At 34.9% G+C, this 16,813-nt stretch carries 16 protein-coding genes, 3 pseudogenes and 1 other annotated feature; of the genes and pseudogenes, 2 read left to right on the top strand and 17 right to left on the bottom strand.

Annotation, left to right across the window (positions count from 1 at the left end; all coding sequences use genetic code 11):
* Positions 1 to 2: 2 nt before the first annotated feature.
* The 10 genes from BAU23_RS08230 to BAU23_RS08180 all read right to left on the bottom strand — a co-directional run bounded on the left by BAU23_RS08230 (position 3) and on the right by BAU23_RS08180 (position 10,431).
* Positions 3 to 476, bottom strand: a complete 474-nt coding sequence (locus BAU23_RS08230) for a hypothetical protein (protein ID WP_071734064.1) — start codon at positions 474 to 476, stop codon at positions 3 to 5.
* Positions 448 to 2,580 carry a site-specific integrase gene (locus tag BAU23_RS08225; protein WP_071734062.1) on the bottom strand — a complete coding sequence of 711 codons (2,133 nt, stop codon included), beginning with the start codon at positions 2,578 to 2,580 and terminating at the stop codon, positions 448 to 450. The genes BAU23_RS08230 and BAU23_RS08225 overlap by 29 nt, the downstream gene beginning before the upstream one ends.
* Entirely contained in the window at positions 2,577 to 3,932 is a 1,356-nt protein-coding gene (locus tag BAU23_RS08220; protein ID WP_071734060.1) for a tyrosine-type recombinase/integrase, read from the bottom strand. Before BAU23_RS08220 ends, BAU23_RS08225 begins: the two co-directional genes overlap by 4 nt.
* A gap of 33 nt (positions 3,933 to 3,965) precedes the next feature.
* Positions 3,966 to 4,520, bottom strand: coding sequence for a helix-turn-helix domain-containing protein (locus BAU23_RS08215; protein ID WP_071734058.1), 555 nt, complete (start codon positions 4,518 to 4,520; stop codon positions 3,966 to 3,968).
* 287 nt (positions 4,521 to 4,807) lie between these two features.
* Positions 4,808 to 5,248 (bottom strand): GNAT family N-acetyltransferase, encoded by a 441-nt coding sequence (locus tag BAU23_RS08210; protein ID WP_071734056.1) that lies wholly within the window; start codon positions 5,246 to 5,248, stop codon positions 4,808 to 4,810.
* A complete protein-coding gene (locus BAU23_RS08205; RefSeq protein ID WP_000493231.1) occupies positions 5,245 to 5,718 on the bottom strand; it encodes an SAM-dependent methyltransferase in 474 nt (157 codons plus the stop codon). The genes BAU23_RS08210 and BAU23_RS08205 overlap by 4 nt, the downstream gene beginning before the upstream one ends.
* 75 nt (positions 5,719 to 5,793) lie before the next feature.
* On the bottom strand, positions 5,794 to 6,504 hold the full coding sequence (locus BAU23_RS08200) for an aspartate/glutamate racemase family protein (RefSeq protein ID WP_071734054.1): 711 nt from the start codon (positions 6,502 to 6,504) through the stop codon (positions 5,794 to 5,796).
* 163 nt (positions 6,505 to 6,667) lie between these two features.
* On the bottom strand, positions 6,668 to 7,867 hold the full coding sequence (locus tag BAU23_RS08195) for an iron-containing alcohol dehydrogenase (RefSeq protein ID WP_071734052.1): 1,200 nt from the start codon (positions 7,865 to 7,867) through the stop codon (positions 6,668 to 6,670).
* Positions 7,868 to 7,955: 88 nt separating this feature from the next.
* Positions 7,956 to 9,395 (bottom strand): GntP family permease, encoded by a 1,440-nt coding sequence (locus BAU23_RS08190; RefSeq protein WP_071734050.1) that lies wholly within the window; start codon positions 9,393 to 9,395, stop codon positions 7,956 to 7,958.
* 370 nt (positions 9,396 to 9,765) lie between these two features.
* A complete protein-coding gene (locus BAU23_RS08180) occupies positions 9,766 to 10,431 on the bottom strand; it encodes an HAD family hydrolase (protein ID WP_071734046.1) in 666 nt (221 codons plus the stop codon).
* A gap of 192 nt (positions 10,432 to 10,623) precedes the next feature.
* On the opposite strand from BAU23_RS08180, the gene BAU23_RS08175 reads away from it, so the two are divergent.
* Both BAU23_RS08175 and BAU23_RS08170 read left to right on the top strand, forming a co-directional pair.
* Positions 10,624 to 11,421, top strand: coding sequence for a lipid II flippase Amj family protein (locus BAU23_RS08175; RefSeq protein ID WP_000028913.1), 798 nt, complete (start codon positions 10,624 to 10,626; stop codon positions 11,419 to 11,421).
* Positions 11,422 to 11,445: 24 nt separating this feature from the next.
* A complete protein-coding gene (locus BAU23_RS08170) occupies positions 11,446 to 12,021 on the top strand; it encodes a nucleotidyltransferase family protein (protein WP_071734044.1) in 576 nt (191 codons plus the stop codon).
* 37 nt (positions 12,022 to 12,058) lie between these two features.
* Here BAU23_RS08170 and BAU23_RS08165 read toward each other — a convergent pair whose 3' ends face one another.
* The 7 genes and pseudogenes from BAU23_RS08165 to BAU23_RS31005 form a co-directional block, all read right to left on the bottom strand.
* Positions 12,059 to 12,934 (bottom strand): alpha/beta fold hydrolase, encoded by an 876-nt coding sequence (locus tag BAU23_RS08165; protein WP_071734113.1) that lies wholly within the window; start codon positions 12,932 to 12,934, stop codon positions 12,059 to 12,061.
* Between the two features lie 76 nt (positions 12,935 to 13,010).
* Positions 13,011 to 14,351 carry a sodium-dependent transporter gene (locus BAU23_RS08160; RefSeq protein ID WP_071734042.1) on the bottom strand — a complete coding sequence of 447 codons (1,341 nt, stop codon included), beginning with the start codon at positions 14,349 to 14,351 and terminating at the stop codon, positions 13,011 to 13,013.
* Positions 14,352 to 14,467: 116 nt separating this feature from the next.
* Positions 14,468 to 14,716: a binding site (T-box leader), on the bottom strand.
* Between the two features lie 99 nt (positions 14,717 to 14,815).
* The gene (locus BAU23_RS08155) at positions 14,816 to 15,172 is read right to left on the bottom strand and encodes a hypothetical protein (RefSeq protein WP_029438100.1); all 357 of its coding nucleotides are present in this window, start codon (positions 15,170 to 15,172) and stop codon (positions 14,816 to 14,818) included.
* Positions 15,173 to 15,201: 29 nt separating this feature from the next.
* Positions 15,202 to 15,508: pseudogene (locus BAU23_RS29700) on the bottom strand (polymorphic toxin type 15 domain-containing protein).
* A gap of 361 nt (positions 15,509 to 15,869) precedes the next feature.
* Positions 15,870 to 16,260 (bottom strand): annotated as a pseudogene (locus BAU23_RS08145) (hypothetical protein).
* Positions 16,261 to 16,298: 38 nt separating this feature from the next.
* Positions 16,299 to 16,526, bottom strand: a complete 228-nt coding sequence (locus tag BAU23_RS31010) for a CdiA family toxin C-terminal domain-containing protein (protein ID WP_071734040.1) — start codon at positions 16,524 to 16,526, stop codon at positions 16,299 to 16,301.
* A 22-nt stretch (positions 16,527 to 16,548) separates the two neighbouring features.
* Positions 16,549 to 16,813, bottom strand: a pseudogene (locus BAU23_RS31005) (CdiA family toxin C-terminal domain-containing protein); the annotation flags it as partial.

Raw genomic sequence — 16,813 nt, 5'->3', positions numbered from 1 at the left:
CATTACTTAAATTGCTCAAATTGGTTTTCTATCCAAGTTCGATTGCTTTTTATAATATATTGTTCCGCTAAGATTAGTCGGTGTACAAGCTCTTTTTTTGAGAGTTCCATATACTTTTTCCTGACATTTTCTATATTGCGTTCTGTATTTATGCGTCGATAGTCAACAGGGAGAAATTCAATACCATGTTTTCGTGTGGATTTGTTAGAATTTATTTTTTGTTTATATGTTTTGCTGTGCTGCTTATAATACGCATTCAATTCTTGATTTGTACCAATCGTGTTACGATGAATCCCTTTCCCTTCGGGATCAATCTCTTTTGACTTCTCTGATACAGTCTTGAGTGTAACAGGGAGATTTTGTTTGACCAGAAGGTCAATTGCCTCTTTCCCTAACAAGAGAGAACGCTGGCTTCGAGATTCATGAATCTCTTTGAGCCACGTTCGGTTATCTTTTGAAGGAAACGTCTGGTTCATATGTCTGTTCCTCCCGATAGTTCTCAATCAATTCAATTTCCTTTAATTCGTTTCTCGCAAGTTTCCGCATCTGTTTCGCCTTATTTACTTCAATTGTCAAACCCAGGGAAGCATACCGCTTTTCCATATCCTTAGATAAGTCAACCACTTCAAGGAGTTCATGTTTCTTCTCAGGTTGCGGAATTTTTGCTACACATCCCAAACATGCCATTTTTACAGGACATACTTTATCTGTGACGCAAGTACCGCCCAGTACATTGTTATATACACCTACTTTGGTTTTGTATTCCTCCCATTCCCGCTGAATTTCTTCAGGACTGCGAAGAATCGCTTCATCTAAGTCAACATAGTTTGAAATTACGCCGTGCAATTCTCCAATCTTTTCAGCTACTTGACTTGGAGTGGGTTCAGAGTAATACCTTGTTACATTCAAATCACGCTGATGGAGGATTTTTGCTACAATATCAACGGGAATTTCCTGACGTTGAACAGCTTCTGTTGCGAACGCATGACGTAGTAAGTGCGTTTTAAGGACCACAGGTTTTCCTTCTTGTGTCTCAAAATGCAATCCATGCAAGAGAAAACGGAGACATGAATGAATGGTTCTTTCCATAAGTCCTTTCTTGTCGTATTGAAAAAAATAAGGCTTTGGCTCTGGAAATAGGTGATTCCTGTCACCTCGATACTTTACACTTGGCATTGCTCCATTATAATGTTCTTTCAGCATCCTATTAACTCTCTTCATTAGTTCAAAGGTTTGCTTGCTAATTGTGTAAGACTCAACCGTATCTCGTCCTTCTGGGACAGCGTAGAAGGAATATTTTAAATCGCCACCTACTCTCATAGCTCGTAGACCATCTTCTGAAGAATTAATTTGTAGTAGTTCATTTCTTCTCGCTCCTGTTGTCGTCAGAATGTCTACCGCCAATAGACCGAAGGTTGAAGCAACATAGAATGGCTCCATATCGAATAAAATACCTTCGGCTTTGTCTCTTTGTTGAGAAACAAAAGTAGTTTGAGATAAAACGCCTTTGTGAAAAGACTCGAAAGGTTTAGGATTGTTGGTTAATCCTTCTTCGCCATATCCCCATGAGACTAGGAGTTCACGTTTCCGTTCTAACTCTTCGTCCGTCGCATTTTGACACCACTTTCCTAATACACCTTCTTGTAAGATTTCTGCAAACCATAGACCTTCCGCTACATCATCATCTTCCGATCGTTCGGCTTTTACAAATTCTACAAAATAATAATTGTTGGCCTCCAAATATGCGTGTGTACGCTTTTCAGCTGATGTTACAACGACTTCTGTAAATTTCTCTTTGTGGTACAGAACAAAGGAAGGTTTGTCCCATAAGCGGAAGTAAAACCGCTCTCCGATACGTTCAGGTTCATCATAATGGAATTCTATGGGTAATGCTATCTCTCTCTTTTCCGCTTGCTTACAAGCTGCTAGAAAGGCTTCTCGCAATCGTTTCATCTGATTCCATCGGAAGTTTGCTTCTGCCCGAATCTGAGGAAGATTAGGGACAATGGCATCCGTTTCACTCTTTCGAGTGTTTTGAGCTTGTTCTCTTGCTTGTTTAGAAAACAAGAAATCTCGGCTATCAAACATAGGTGTAGGGAGTAAGAATTGTTGAAAATACTCCTGTTGTTCTTGGTTTAATTTTGACGTGAACCATTTTTTAGTCGAGTAAGAAACGGATTTGTACCGTCTTAAAAATGCGGATCTTTGATTATTTGAATGTTCAGGGTAAATAAGACGTTTCAAATAATCATACATGTGTTTTTCTGTATCAAAATCAGCAAAGGTTTGTAAATCATAAGCATGGAATATATCCTTGATTCTTGGACATAATGAACGAAGTAGGTTTGCTATGGTATTAGCATCTAAGTTTCTGTCTCCGTTAATAAGCATCGCAAATAAAAATTGATTCTGCCAAGGTGTATTTAGACACTGATTGAGAAAATATTTTATAGGTTTTTCGTCCAATTTATCTAACAAAAACACACCTCTGTTATCCTGCAAATGAAGAAGGTGTTCATCCACTTTTCCTATTAATTCATTATAAAATAAGGAGATAGGTAAATCCGTTATTGTTGTCATAATGCATCCTCCAAATCATCCAGTAGAGCTTGTATATCCATTTCTAACTCTATGTCTTTTGCTGTGTCTACAACAGTCATAGCTGGCTTTTTTGTTTGTTTTGGCTGCTTTATGTATTCCTTTTCTTTCTCTGCTATATGTTCCAACATCTTGTCATGAAAACCCCGATGCCTTTCCTCGTCAAAGTGGTGTTCATACACTTCAATCGTGTCTTTTTGTCTCCATTTCATATATGTAATAAGTTCATCTTTACGTTGGGCAATTTCTGCATCAGTTTTGGAGACATTATAAATTTCACGCATGCTTGTCGTAACAAACCAATGTCTTGTTTTGTGCGGATTTAACCTTATGTCCATCAACGTCATGACCTTATTCCAGTGCGGATACCAGGTCTGATATGACAACGGTGTTCCTCGTTCCGTCAGGAACATGGGTGCATCGTTAGGTAGGGAATCAAAATCCTGCCCTAAAGGGTCAAATATTTTCCGTTCCTTGTTGATATATTGAAACAGGAGTTTCGTGGTGTCTTTGCTAAAGCGAAGAAATTTCACTCTGCGACCGTGACTCCCTTTATTAAACGTGCTGACTTCTTGAAAGGACTTACGGGAACGATAGTCCCCAATCATAAGTTTAATTACTTCAGATGCCCTTGCTCCTGTCTCAAATAACATACGGACGATGACCTTCTCCCGCAATGACCAATTTGCCTGATTGCCAGCCTGTTTGACTTTATGGTAGAGAAGAGGATCATCAATGATTTCAGGCTGCCATTCCTCGTTAATGAGCTTGAAGTAGGAATCTGTCAAACGTCTATGCACAAGCGGGTCTTCCGTTCCTGCTTCGGCAGACATTCGCGGTTTGTTTTCTCTTACACCTTCGGTATTTGTTTTATAATCATCTAATATCGCATGAGAGTCGATAAGAGGATTGGGATAGCTATACTGTCTCAGCGTAATCAAGGACTTATAAAACGACTTGAGAGCGGAAAGAAAGCGATGGACCGTATTCGGACTTTTATTGGAACGATTGATAAAACGAAAAGAATCCTTTTCTCGAACTTTACAAGCCATTTCATCCATCAAATAATCTTCCACAGCAATTCGTATGGATTCTGGAGAATCACTCCACTGCACACGTTTCCCTTGATAATTGCTGTATTTATCCAACCAACCAAAAAATGGTAGAAGGCATTGTAGATACGACAAAGCCGAACTTTCTGAGATTTTCCTGCTGACATCATCATAAAAGTCAGTTAGCGGTAAAAACGGTTCGTTACTAGCGTTAAATACGAGCAATTTGTATCGGCTTTGAACATCTTTTGGACAATATAAGTGGTAATAACTATTTTGCATTTTCACAATCTCCTGTCAGACGAACTAAGCAAATCATTCTTCCAACCAATTGAAAAGAGGTACTTTGGATTGAAATTCATGCTTTTTCTGATTCCACATTGCCTCGTAATCCTGTTGGGTAAGGTCGTAGATACGTTTACTTTGCTTCTTTGATAATTTGACAGGAACAGTCGTTGGACTCCAATTCTCTCGAATGGCTTTCTTAATAAACCCGTCAGGGTTTTTTACTTTTGTAGCGGATTGTTGCATAATCAGTAGAATTTCTAAGGTTCGTTTAATCCCAACATCAGACAGAATAGTAAAAATTTCCTCCGTAGGAGATATCAAGGTGACTGCCTCATATGCTAATTTTACTAAATTCCATTCATCAACTTCTTGTTGTGCAACTGAGGGACTTTTTCGAGAATCTTCTTTTACAAATCCTATTCCGTGCTTAATATATACAAGGTCACTTTCAGGAATCTTCCATCCTTGCTTGTCGCTATTGCGAAATGCGTTCGGAAACTTGCCAGAGCGTAGCCAGCGCTTAATGGTTTCTTCGTGTTTCCCTAAAGCGGTCGCCATCTCTTTCACTGTATATACTTTCATCTAACCACCTCAAATTAGATTGAAAATTCAAAAATAAAACATGTTCTTATTATACCTAAAAGTAATTGGTGCTGTAAATGTGCTTTTCATGAGGATGTGTTGTTGTTGTAAATGAGGCCATGTAGAGGTCTGTAAAATTAAAAAAGTACATCACTTTCATTAAGTAATGTACCAATACTTATATAATGTGTAACATTATATAAGTTCTTTACTCTTAGTAAGGAAAGAGAACCATTAATCATTCTTTATTTTACAGAGTAAAAACGTCTCATTTAACTATGTATATTTCAAAAAGTTAATTCATAATGGAAATAACGATTATCTCTCAAATAACCATTTTCAGCGTATAATCGCTGTGCTGATAAATTATCAATCTCCGTTTGTAATTTTACACCTTTCGCACCATTTTCTAATGCAAATTCTTTAGCGGCTTCTAATAATTTTTTACCTGTTCCTGCTCCGCGCTTCGCCTTTTGTACAAACAGATCATTTAAAATCCATAGCTCTTTCATCGAAATAGAAGAAAATGATGGATATAGTTGCGTGAACCCGATATATTCTCCATCTTCAACTGCCACGAAAATAATGGATTCTTTTCTCTCGATTCGATTTCGTAAAAATCCTTTTGCTCCTTCAATATCGGAATCTTGTCGATAAAATACGCGATAATTATTAAAAACCGATGCTAGTCCATCTAAATCTGCAATTGTTGCCTCATATATTCTCATTTTACTTTATTCCCCTTCCAATATTGTTTCATAATATCCGTTGCCCATTCAGGCTGCTTTATTTCTTCTCTCGGTATAAATTCTTTCATAACAGGCTTAATATCCAATATAGGTGTACCGTCAATTGCATCTAATCCTTCAACAACGATTGTTTTTCCATCTCTTCTTATCACTTTAACAATTGTCGCTCCTATTCGGTTCGGACGATTTTTTCCACGCTGTGCCAAAATCCCTACTTTTGGGTAATTACTATTATTTCTAGGGTGTCTAGCAGAATATTGAATTTGTTCATCTGTTACTTTATGAAAATAGAAAATAACTTCAATATGGGAAAAGTCTTCAATCCCTTGTATACTTTCCTCTGTATACATATCAGTTAAAGTAATACAGGATCTTACATCTCCCCACTCATCATCTTTTATTTCCTTTCTTTCATTATGTACAAATGCGATTGGTTGAACTGAAAACATCCGCATCCCCCCTTGAATGTAACCACTTACATTATAAAATATTTTCTGAATGTTTTCCACTCACATGGTCATTGTTTACATAATAAAATTATCTTTACTTTCTAAAGACATATTCACAGCTTCAATTGCGTGTATGCGTGCTGTATCAAATAAAGGAACTAATGAATCTTCCTGTTTTACTAATAGTCCTATTTCTGTACACCCTAATATTATGCCTTTTGCTCCTCTTTGTACTAAATCTTCCATTACACTTTTAAAATATTCTCTTGATTGTTGGTTTATTTTTCCTAAGCATAATTCGTTATATATTATTTTATTTACTGTCTCTCTATCTTCTTCTGTTGGTACGATTACTTTTATATCATTTTCCTCTATACGTAATTTATAGAAATCCTGCTCCATCGTGTATTTTGTCCCAAGTAGACCAACTGATTGAATTCCCTGCTGTTTTATTTCCTTCGCTGTTGCATCAGCAATATGTAATATTGGGATACTGATTCTATTTTTTATATGCTTAATAACTTTATGCATTGTATTTGTACAAAATATTATAAAATCAGCACCACCCTTCTCCAAAGAAGAAGCTGCATTTCCCAATACTTCTCCCGCTTTATCCCAATCCCCTTCAGATTGATATCGCTCAATTTCTTCAAAGTCAACACTGTAAAGTAGACATCTCGCTGAATGTAATCCACCTAATCTCATTTTAACTTCTTCATTTATTATTTTGTAATACTCAGTAGATGACTCCCAGCTCATTCCGCCAATAAGACCTATTAATTTCATCATATTCTCCTTTAAATTAATATTTTCAAACAGACAATTCATACTGTAATTTATACATAATAAATAATGTTTCACTACTATAATAAATCAAATCCCCATCCTTAATATTGCGATCGAATGTATAGAAATATTATTCATTTCCACGGAAATAATTATAGAATATTCAGAAAACATCTCTTGAAGTAGACTCATATTGATAATCAAAACACTTGCGATACAATTCTTTTATTTCTTCATATGATGGAACTCTAGGGTTATTGCTTGGGCTACCACTTGCAATTGCATCTTTCGCCATTTTAGAAATAGCATTTTCAAATTCAACTTCTCCAATTCCATATTCTCTTAAATTAGGAATACGAAGATCAAAGCAAAGTTTCTTAATTTCAGCAATCGTATAGTTGGCTACTTCTTCATCAGAATGAGAATACAAATCTTTGTTTAAGTTATGTCCTATGTCAGCTAACCTTCTTACCGCTTTCGCTTTTGTATATTCTAAAACTGTAGGTAATAGTATTGCATTCGATATTCCATGTGGTACATGGAATAATGCTCCCACTGGACGAGACATACCATGCACTAATGTAACTGATGCATTTGAAAAAGCGATGCCAGCTTGCAATGAAGCAATCATCATTGCTTCTCTTGCTTCCATATTATCTCCATCTTCATATGCGATTCGTAAATATTTCATAATGCTTTCAATAGCCGACAGAGCAAGAACATCTGTAAGAGGTTGTGAAACTTTAGAAAAATAAGCTTCAATTGCATGACATAATGCATCTACCCCTGTTGCTGCAGTAATATAAGGTGGTAACGAACGTGTTAAAATCGGGTCAATAATCGCTACTTGTGGGGTGAAATTCGGATGCTTTATCATCATTTTTACATCCGTTTTTTTATTCGTAATTACTACTACACTTGTTACTTCCGATCCAGTACCAGAAGTTGTTGGAATTGCGATAAGCGGTAGCGGATCTTTTTCTATTTCAACATCCTTTTGTACGTAATCTTCAATTTCCGCACCATTTGTATATAACACTGCAATTGCTTTCGCAACATCAATACAACTTCCTCCGCCGATACCGATAATAAAATCACATTTTCCTTCTTTACAAATAGATAAAGCTTCTAATACGTGTATATTTGTAGGCTCAGCGTTCACTTTATTATATGTACTAACAGTAATCCCTTTCGCATTTAATTGCTTAATACAACTTTCAACATACCCCAATTTCTCCATAATTGTATCACTCACAATAAAAGCCCTTTTCCCTAACTTCTTTGATTGCTCCCCTAGTTTTTCAAGCGAATTTCTTCCATATAATACAGACTTCGGCATACGAAATTCAGCAACTTCTTGCAAGTACTCCACCCCTTCTTATCCTAATTAATATTTTATTATATAAAATATTAATTAGGATAAATCTTTTCTTTTCGTATGTTAACTCTTATTAATAGATTCCTGTTAAAGTATAGAATGCGATAACTACAAATACAGCAAATGTTTTCAAAACTGTAATAGCAAAAATATCTTTATATGATTGCTTATGTGTTAATCCCGTTACCGTCAATATTGTAATAATTGCACCATTATGCGGCAATGTATCCATTCCACCTGACGCCATTGATACAATGCGGTGCATAACTTCTAATGGAATGTTATATTGCGTTGCTGCAGCAATAAATTTATCCCCCATCGCACTTAACACAATTCCCATTCCGCCTGATGCTGAACCTGTAATTCCAGCTAAAATATTCGTCGTTACTGCCCCATTCACTAATGGGTTAGTAAACGTTGCAGAGATGCCATCTCTCATTATCGCAAAGCCAGGAAGTGCGGCAATAACACCACCAAACCCAAACTCAGCTCCTGTGTTCATTGTTGCAAGTAGCGCTCCACCAATACTTGTATTCAATCCAGCTTGGAATCCTGTTACTACTCGTTTCCAATATAATAATAACGTTGTTAAAATACCTATAATAAGTGCCAATTCTACTGACCAGATTCCAACTACTGCACTTAATTCTACTTTTCCAAATGCTTTCATACCAATTGCAGAAAAATCAAAACCATTCGGATACCACTTCGGTATCATAATAGTAAACACTTTATTCATTACACCTACTAAAATAAGTGGTATAAAAGCAATCACTTGTTGTACTCTTGTGATTTCAATACTTTTAAGTAATGGCATATCTTTTTGCTCTACTTGCAAAGAAGCTGCCATTTCAGTATTCCCATCGCTAAACCCAAAATATCCTTCACCTGCTTCTTTTGCCTTCTTACGTCTACTCTCTAAATATAGTAAACCTAATGTAAGAACAAAAATTGCCCCTACAATACCAAGTATCGGCGCAGCATAAATGTCCGTTTTAAAAAAGGTTGTAGGTATTACGTTTTGAATTTGTGGTGATCCAGGTAGCGCATCCATTGTATACGTTACTGCTCCAAGAACAATCGTTCCAGGGATTAGACGCTTTGGAATATCCGCTTGTCGAAACAACTTAGCTGCGAACGGATATACAGCAAACACTACTACATAAACACTAACACCACTATACGTTAAAATAGCACCCATTAATACAATCGCTAATATCGTACGCTTTTCACCAACTAACTCTATAATTATCTTTGCAATCGAGTCCGCGATCCCTGACATTTCTACTACTTTCCCAAATATTGCTCCAAGTAAAAACACAGGGAAATATAATTTAATAAATCCTACCATTTTCTCCATGAAAATATTTGAAAAGAAAGGTAATACAAAACTAGGCTCTGTCAAAAATACCGCAAATAATGCAAAAATCGGTGCGAATAATATTACAGAAAATCCTTTATATGCTACAAACATGAGTAAACTAAGTGCTAATAAAATAATAACTAGCTCCAATTATAACCCTCCTTTTAAACTGAATATTCAATCTTTTAACAACAAACTTTTACCGGGATTTCAAATCATTTTATTTCATGACATTCCTCCTCTTTTTATCCCGCTATTTGCGGGCAGTAAGACTCCCGCCTTAAAATTCAGCAAATGCGCGGAAGCTAGGCTTGAGATCAACTGCCCGTAAAATCCCGATTGGTGAGGGCTGATAATTTGTAGAGGATGGACAAAACCTCCACTGATCAAAGTTTCACTTTATTACAAATTTTTCATGCTAAAATTGTCTAATTATAGTATTCGATTACATATGTAAAATCCCTTTAAACAAAAACGATTTCATCGTCATATGTTATAAAGGGATTTCTAGGTTCTATTTCTATAGTTTTATCGTACTATTCTCTATACAAACGCTTTGTAATTCTTCGACATCTTTCACTATATGAATCGCCCCAGCATCACTCAATTCAATCTCACTACCATATCCATACAATACACCTATTGAAGCAATTCCGTTACTGTTCGCACCGATTACGTCATGCTTTCTATCACCAATCATCACCATTTCTTCTTTTTTAAGTTCTTCATTTGTTTGTAAAATATGAGCAATTATTTCTTCCTTTTTTATTCTTGTCCCATCTAAATTACTCCCCACAATCTCTTCAAAAAAAGTTGTTAACTGAAAGTGCTCTATTACTTGTTTCGCAAATACAGTAGGTTTTGATGTTGCTACAAACAAACGATTGCCAGCATCCTTTAATTCTTGCAATAGGGTTGTAATTCCATCGTATACTTTATTCTCTAATAAACCACTTTGCTTTAAATATTCCCGAAAGTAAAACACTGCTCGTTCTACTTCTATTTCGTTCATATTATATCTATCTACAAAAGATTGTTGTATTGGTGGGCCGATAAATGAATCTAGCTCGCTTATATTTACTTCTTCAATCCCGATTTTTTCTAACGCGTATAGAACAGAATTTATAATCCCTTCTTTCGGATCCGTTAATGTTCCATCTAAATCAAATAGAAATGTTTTATACACACTTAATTCCCCCACTGATTTTATATGTACCCCATTAAAGCCATTCTCCTACTTACCCCCTTTACTATACTATCACCATTTAACTTTTCAGAAAATTGTTTTTTCTAACCCTTATACTTTCAGTTACAAAATCACAAAAGATATGATAAAGTGAAAAAGTTATACTTAATTTAATAGAAACTGGTGAATCAAATGTCAATTACATTAATTTTTATAATGGCTTTCACAATTGTTATCCACGCGGTTGAAACTAGCTCTTATAGTATTCGATTAGCTGGGGTACGTTTAAAAAAGATTGCCGTTGCCTTATCCGTCGTAGGAATGGTACTGCTTATTTCAAGAACATCTAACTTACTACAAGCCTTTTTAATCGGTGGTATTGTCGATGAAGCAAAACTAGATTCTTCTATTGATTTAGAGCATATTATACGGCTCGTTCTATTATCTGCTTCTGTCGGTACATTGCTCGCGATTATACTCTATCCAACTTTGACAAAGATATTTGGATACGTCATTCAAAACTTTGAAACAGATGGTTCATTCATTCGAATGATGAAGACGAATAACATTCAAAAATTAAAGTACACAAAAAAATATGTACGCTTCCCCAAATTCGAAATGATTCATCGAATGAGGATCGGTGGTATCCCAAAGCGTATTATGCTTATTAACATGTTTGCTACTGCAATTTATACAGCGGGGGTACTTTCAGCCCTTTACGCTTCCTTTTTAAACCCAGATTACGCAACAAATGCAAGTACAGCTTCTGGTCTGGTTAATGGTTTTGCTACCATTTTATTAACAGTGCTACTCGATCCACGCATTGCTCTTTTAACAGAAAGAGCTTTACAATCAGAAAAGGGTGCTGAAGCAATGAGTAAAATGTATGGTTGGCTAATGATTTCTAGACTTCTCGGCACATTATTAGCACAACTTTTATTTGTACCAGGTGCTTACTGGATTTTATGGATTATTGAGCTGATGCATTAATCTACTAGGAAGGTGTATTTATCAATGAATATAAAAACAGAGCAAGATGTAATTCACTTAATAGAAAACGACGAATGGATGATGAATGTATTACAAATGGCAAAATCACTAGAGCTACCCGATTGGTGGGTTTGCGCTGGATTTGTCCGCTCTAAAATTTGGGATTCTTTACATAACTACGAAGTGCGAACAGCTACCCCCGACGTCGATGTCATTTATTTTGATCCATTACGTAAAGATGAGGTATACGAACAATCATTAGAACAGAAGCTGACGAATCTGGATGCCTCTATCCCTTGGTCAGTAAAAAATCAAACTCGCATGCATGTAGTGAATGGAATACCGCCATACTCTTCTTCTGTTGATGCTATTTCTAAATTTCCTGAAACAGCAACCGCTCTTGGTGTTTCTTTGGACGAGCAAAACAAAGTCATATTAACATCCCCGTGCGGAATAGAAGATTTACTTTCATTACAAGTGAAACCTACACCTCATTTTCTTGAAACGAAAGAACGAATACATATGTATAAAAATAGGGTTAATAAAAAAAATTGGCAAAGCAAATGGCCTAACATTACTATCACTTATCCCGAAATTTAAAAAGGGTGCTTCTCATTATTAGAAGCACCTTTCTTTTTTATTTCAAAAAATGAATGATTGTTTCTGCGAATCTCTCTGCTTCTTCATAATGCGGTGAATGACCACTTTCTCCGAATACAATATACTTCCCATTTGAAGCATCATTATTAAATATTTCAATTTGTTTTTCACAGGTTACTACATCGTGTTTTCCTACAATTAATAACATTGGATTCTTTACTTCTTTTATTTTTGATAACAGTGATATATGACATGCTCCCTCTGATTTTAATCTATCGAAATGGATTTTAGAGCGATTTGAAAATACTTCCCACTCTTCATCACTATATAAACTATCGTCTGTCTCATCTTTTTTATAATTGTAAATCTCCATTCTTTTTTCTTCTAATTCAGCGCTTAATCTTATATAAGCTTCTAACAACTCTTCTGAACTAGCATTACTAGATGCATAAGCTAGGCACTCTTCTGCTGCCGCTTCTTTTCCATACTTTTTTAATAACGTTCCTGTCTTTTGTAATAAAGCTCTACTTGTTAATGAAAAATCGAAAGTCGGCCCTTCGAATATTATTTTCTCTATTGAATTTGGATACGCCCTTGCATATAACAATGCTAAATATCCACCGAAAGAATGTCCAATTATAGACCATTTCTCAATTTGTAGTAGTTTTCTTATTTCCTCACAGTCTTCAACTAAATCATTTAATCCAAAAGATTCTTCCTCAGTAATTCCTTCTGATCGACAAACGCCTCTTTGATCTATCATAATTACATATAAGGAATCTTTTAATCGCTCTGCTTGATGAAATGAAAAATCATAACAACTTTCACCTGGACCACCGTGTAAAAATAATACTGGTTTATTTTTAGGACTTCCATGTGTTTCAACGTATAGCTTTTTTCCTCTAATGATCATATATTTCCCAACTTCAATCAAATTCTTCTTTATGATTATCACCTTCTTTTTTTACTGAATATTATAACATTTAAACTTAAATAATCCCTATTACATTTAAAAATACGATAACTATCGCAAGTGGTGCTATAAATCGAAGTAAAAATACCCAGATCGTAAATACTATCTTTCCGTAATTTCCACCTACAAAAAATTCAGCTTCTAGCACTTTCTTTTCCATCTTGAATGATACGAAAATACTAATGAATAGCGCTCCAAGCGGCATTAATATATTACTAGATAAGAAGTCTACTGCATCAAAAATATTCTTCCCAAAAATCGTAATATCACTCCATACTCCAAATGATAAGGCAGATGGTATACCTACTAAGAAAATACAGAAACCGATGATCCATGAAAGTTTAGCTCTTCTTTCTTGTTCACCATTTGCTAATGCTGAAACAACCGTCTCTAGTAGAGAAAATGCCGAGGTTAATGTGGCAAATGTAAATAGCGCAAGAAATACAGTTAAGAACAATCCTCCGAATGGAATTTGGCTAAATACAGATGGCAATACAATAAATAGTAAGCCCGGCCCCTCTGTCGGCTCCATTCCTAATGAAAATACTGCTGGAAATATAGCAAGACCTGCAAATAAAGATACGAATAAATTCAATCCGACAATTGTAACTGCTGATTTTGGTAAACTTTCTTTTTTATTTAAATACGAACTATACGTAACCATAATCGAAATCCCTATGCTAATCGCAAAGAATGATTGGCCCATTGCAAACAAAATACTTTCTGAAGTAATCTTTGAGAAATCTGGTTGTAAGAAAAACTTCACACCTTGCATTGCATTATCCAGTGTTAATGAACGAATAATAAGGGCGACAAATAAAACGAACAATGCTGGTAGCATATATTTACTTGCTTTTTCAATTCCGTTTTGTACACCTTTTGATACAACCCATATCGTAATGAACATAAAAGCGAAATGTCCAGTAATAGCCCAAACCGGATTTCCAATTGTTTCAGTAAATAACGAACCGTAATTTTGTCCCGGAGTAATAAGTTGTCCAGTTACTCCTCTGAATAAATAAATTAGTACCCATCCACCTACAACACTATAAAATGAAAGTAATATAAAACAAGTCCCAACCCCAAGACGCCCAATCCAGTGCCATCCTGTATTTGGTGCGATACTTTTAAATGCTCCAACTGCTTGTTTCTGTGTACTGCGTCCAATCATAAATTCAGCTATAAGTAGCGGTAATCCAATTAATACAGTAAATAATATAAAGATTAAAAAGAATGCTCCTCCCCCGCTCTTTCCAGCAATATAAGGAAACTTCCATATTGCGCCAAGTCCAATTGCTGATCCTGCTGCTGCCATAATAAAACCTAATTTCGAAGTCCATTGCTCCGTCTGTTTCATCTTATTTTCCTCCTAATTAAATCCTTTTATATAAATGAATAAATTTTATATACCTATCCGAATAAACCCTCCATTTCTATTTCCATAAAATAAAAAAATGGCTCAACGTCTCTATATAAAGAGACGCTAAGCCATTTACTTAACGCGGTACCACCCTTATTGATTCCATTATGAATCCACCTTAGTAGTAATCGTTTGATTACAAACCTAATATCGAAGGTTAACCGTTAAGATTTACTAAGAATGTGATTCCGTTCCACCTTACTGCTCCTAGGCGAGTTCAGGATGTCATTTGACTATGTCGCACCAACCCATAGCTCTCTGTACAAATACATGACCTTACTACTCCTATTCAATGCATTTTAATATTTAGAATATATTTTCTTTTGAAATTAATATGAAGTATATCGGTTATATTTATAACTGTCAAGGGCTATATTAAAATTTGATGAGAAACCTTTTTATTATCCTTCGTCAGACAAAGCATCATCGTAATCCTGTAATTCTTCCATAATTTCTTTTAACCGGTCAATATTATTTATAAATTCGCCGTAAGAAATTTCTTGGTAATCGAAAATTCCCTCACCGTATTCATCGCTATCAAACATTTTCACTTCCGCACCTAACTTCAACAAGTTATCAACTAATTCCTTTAAATTTTCCATATCATCAATATCATTTGCATCTGTTTCGGCAAAAAAATCTTTGTTTTCAATTTTATTTTTTATCTCTGTAATTCCTAAACCGGTGTACTTTCTTAATGGTACTACACATTTACTAAATAAACCATTAGAGCTTATTTTAATTGCCATTTTACTCATCTATTATTCTCCTTTCCATTAAAATTCTTCTAAATAGTTTGGATTAACAGGTTTACCAGGTGCATTTTTACTATACCTTCCGCCATGCCTCCAATTTTCAAATGATTTCCACCAGCTACTTGATCAGGATTATGAAGAGCTGCTTGTGTCTTCATCCATTTTTTAGCATTTATTTCAGCTTCTTCTCTAGATAGCCCTTCTCTTCTAAGTTCTTTTGTTTTTTGCTTAATTGTTTTCCCTTTCAGCTTGTTGAGATGCATTTCCTTCTATTGCTCTACCTTTATCAATAAAATGCTCTCGATTTTTCTGGTACTCATATACAGTTAATTCATTCATACCTTTTTCTTAATCCTTTAACTGTCTTGCAAATTTCTCTGAATCGAATTTAGTTTTATAATTAAAGTTTATTTCAATTTCATCAATTCGCGCAACGTTATCTAGCTTCCTCAATTCACCCGTACGCTTATAGTTGTTATCTCACGCTAATTTTTAATTAGGGATTTTTTCAATACACTCAACAAAAGAGATCTCAAATATGAGGTCTCTTTTGTTGAGTCTTCTTCATCTATAACTTCCTCTTTACTTATTCAATATCAGACAATCTTCCTTATTGAAATATAATAAAATCCTAATAAAAACGCGTTCTTCAAAAAGTTATTTTTCTTCCCTTCAAATCTAGTAAAACGGCTATAAGATATTACAAATTTAAGCTACTCTTAACTTGTACTAATAAATCCATTAATCCATTTCTTTCTGGATTTTTTTCCACTTCTTTTTTCACATGTTCTTCCAAATAATTATAAAAATTTTCAAAGTCCAAATACACTTGTTGTTCAGACTCCACAGCTGGAGAATCTAATTCAACTAACACATGCTTATCATCTAAAGGTGTAGGTAGCTGTGACATATCAAATTCATCTAAATCAGACTGAAAATGAACAAATACTATTTCTTGTCCAAACCCCTCTTTTTTTTACAAAAAAACTCAAAGCTCTTTCCAAGTACTTACCGTTTATAAAGTTAAAATATATTGACATCAATTCATCGTTTTTCTCTTTATCTTCAATAAATTCAAAATTACTATTCATTGTATCCTCCTATAAATATTGTATCTTATAATATCAGTCTAGAATTGGGAAAAGTTAGTTATCTCCCCAGTATCATTTAAATAACCTCTGAACTTCAATCCATTTGAAGCAGTACCTTCAACAAGCCTACCATTTATTGTTCCCTTTTGCATTGCTTCTTTTCCCCACTGATATATCTTATCATCACTAATCATTGCTGGATCGTATATCGTTTTAGGCTCCTTAATATTTTTATACGAAACAGGTTCTGCAATATTTCCAGCCATATCTTTTCTAGGTATTTTGATTCTATCTCATAAATCCATTTAATTTAATAATTTGATTTTTATATGTAATTAAGTCTTCTACATCAACACCCTTATTTTTAAAAATATTGTAAATTTCATCCATGTTATGTCCACCACTAACCCCTTTCTTAGTGCTTATATTCTCAACATTTTTCAAATGATTTTTAGCATTATCTCCAAATTTAAAGTTATTAGCTCCAACCGTACCCTTAACACCCTTACTCTCCATATACTGATAAGCCTCTTTCAGGGAATACTGTCCTCCC

This window comes from Bacillus nitratireducens (genome assembly GCF_001884135.1).
Lineage (GTDB): Bacteria > Bacillota > Bacilli > Bacillales > Bacillaceae_G > Bacillus_A > Bacillus_A nitratireducens.
This window is presented reverse-complemented; position numbering and strand designations above follow the sequence as displayed.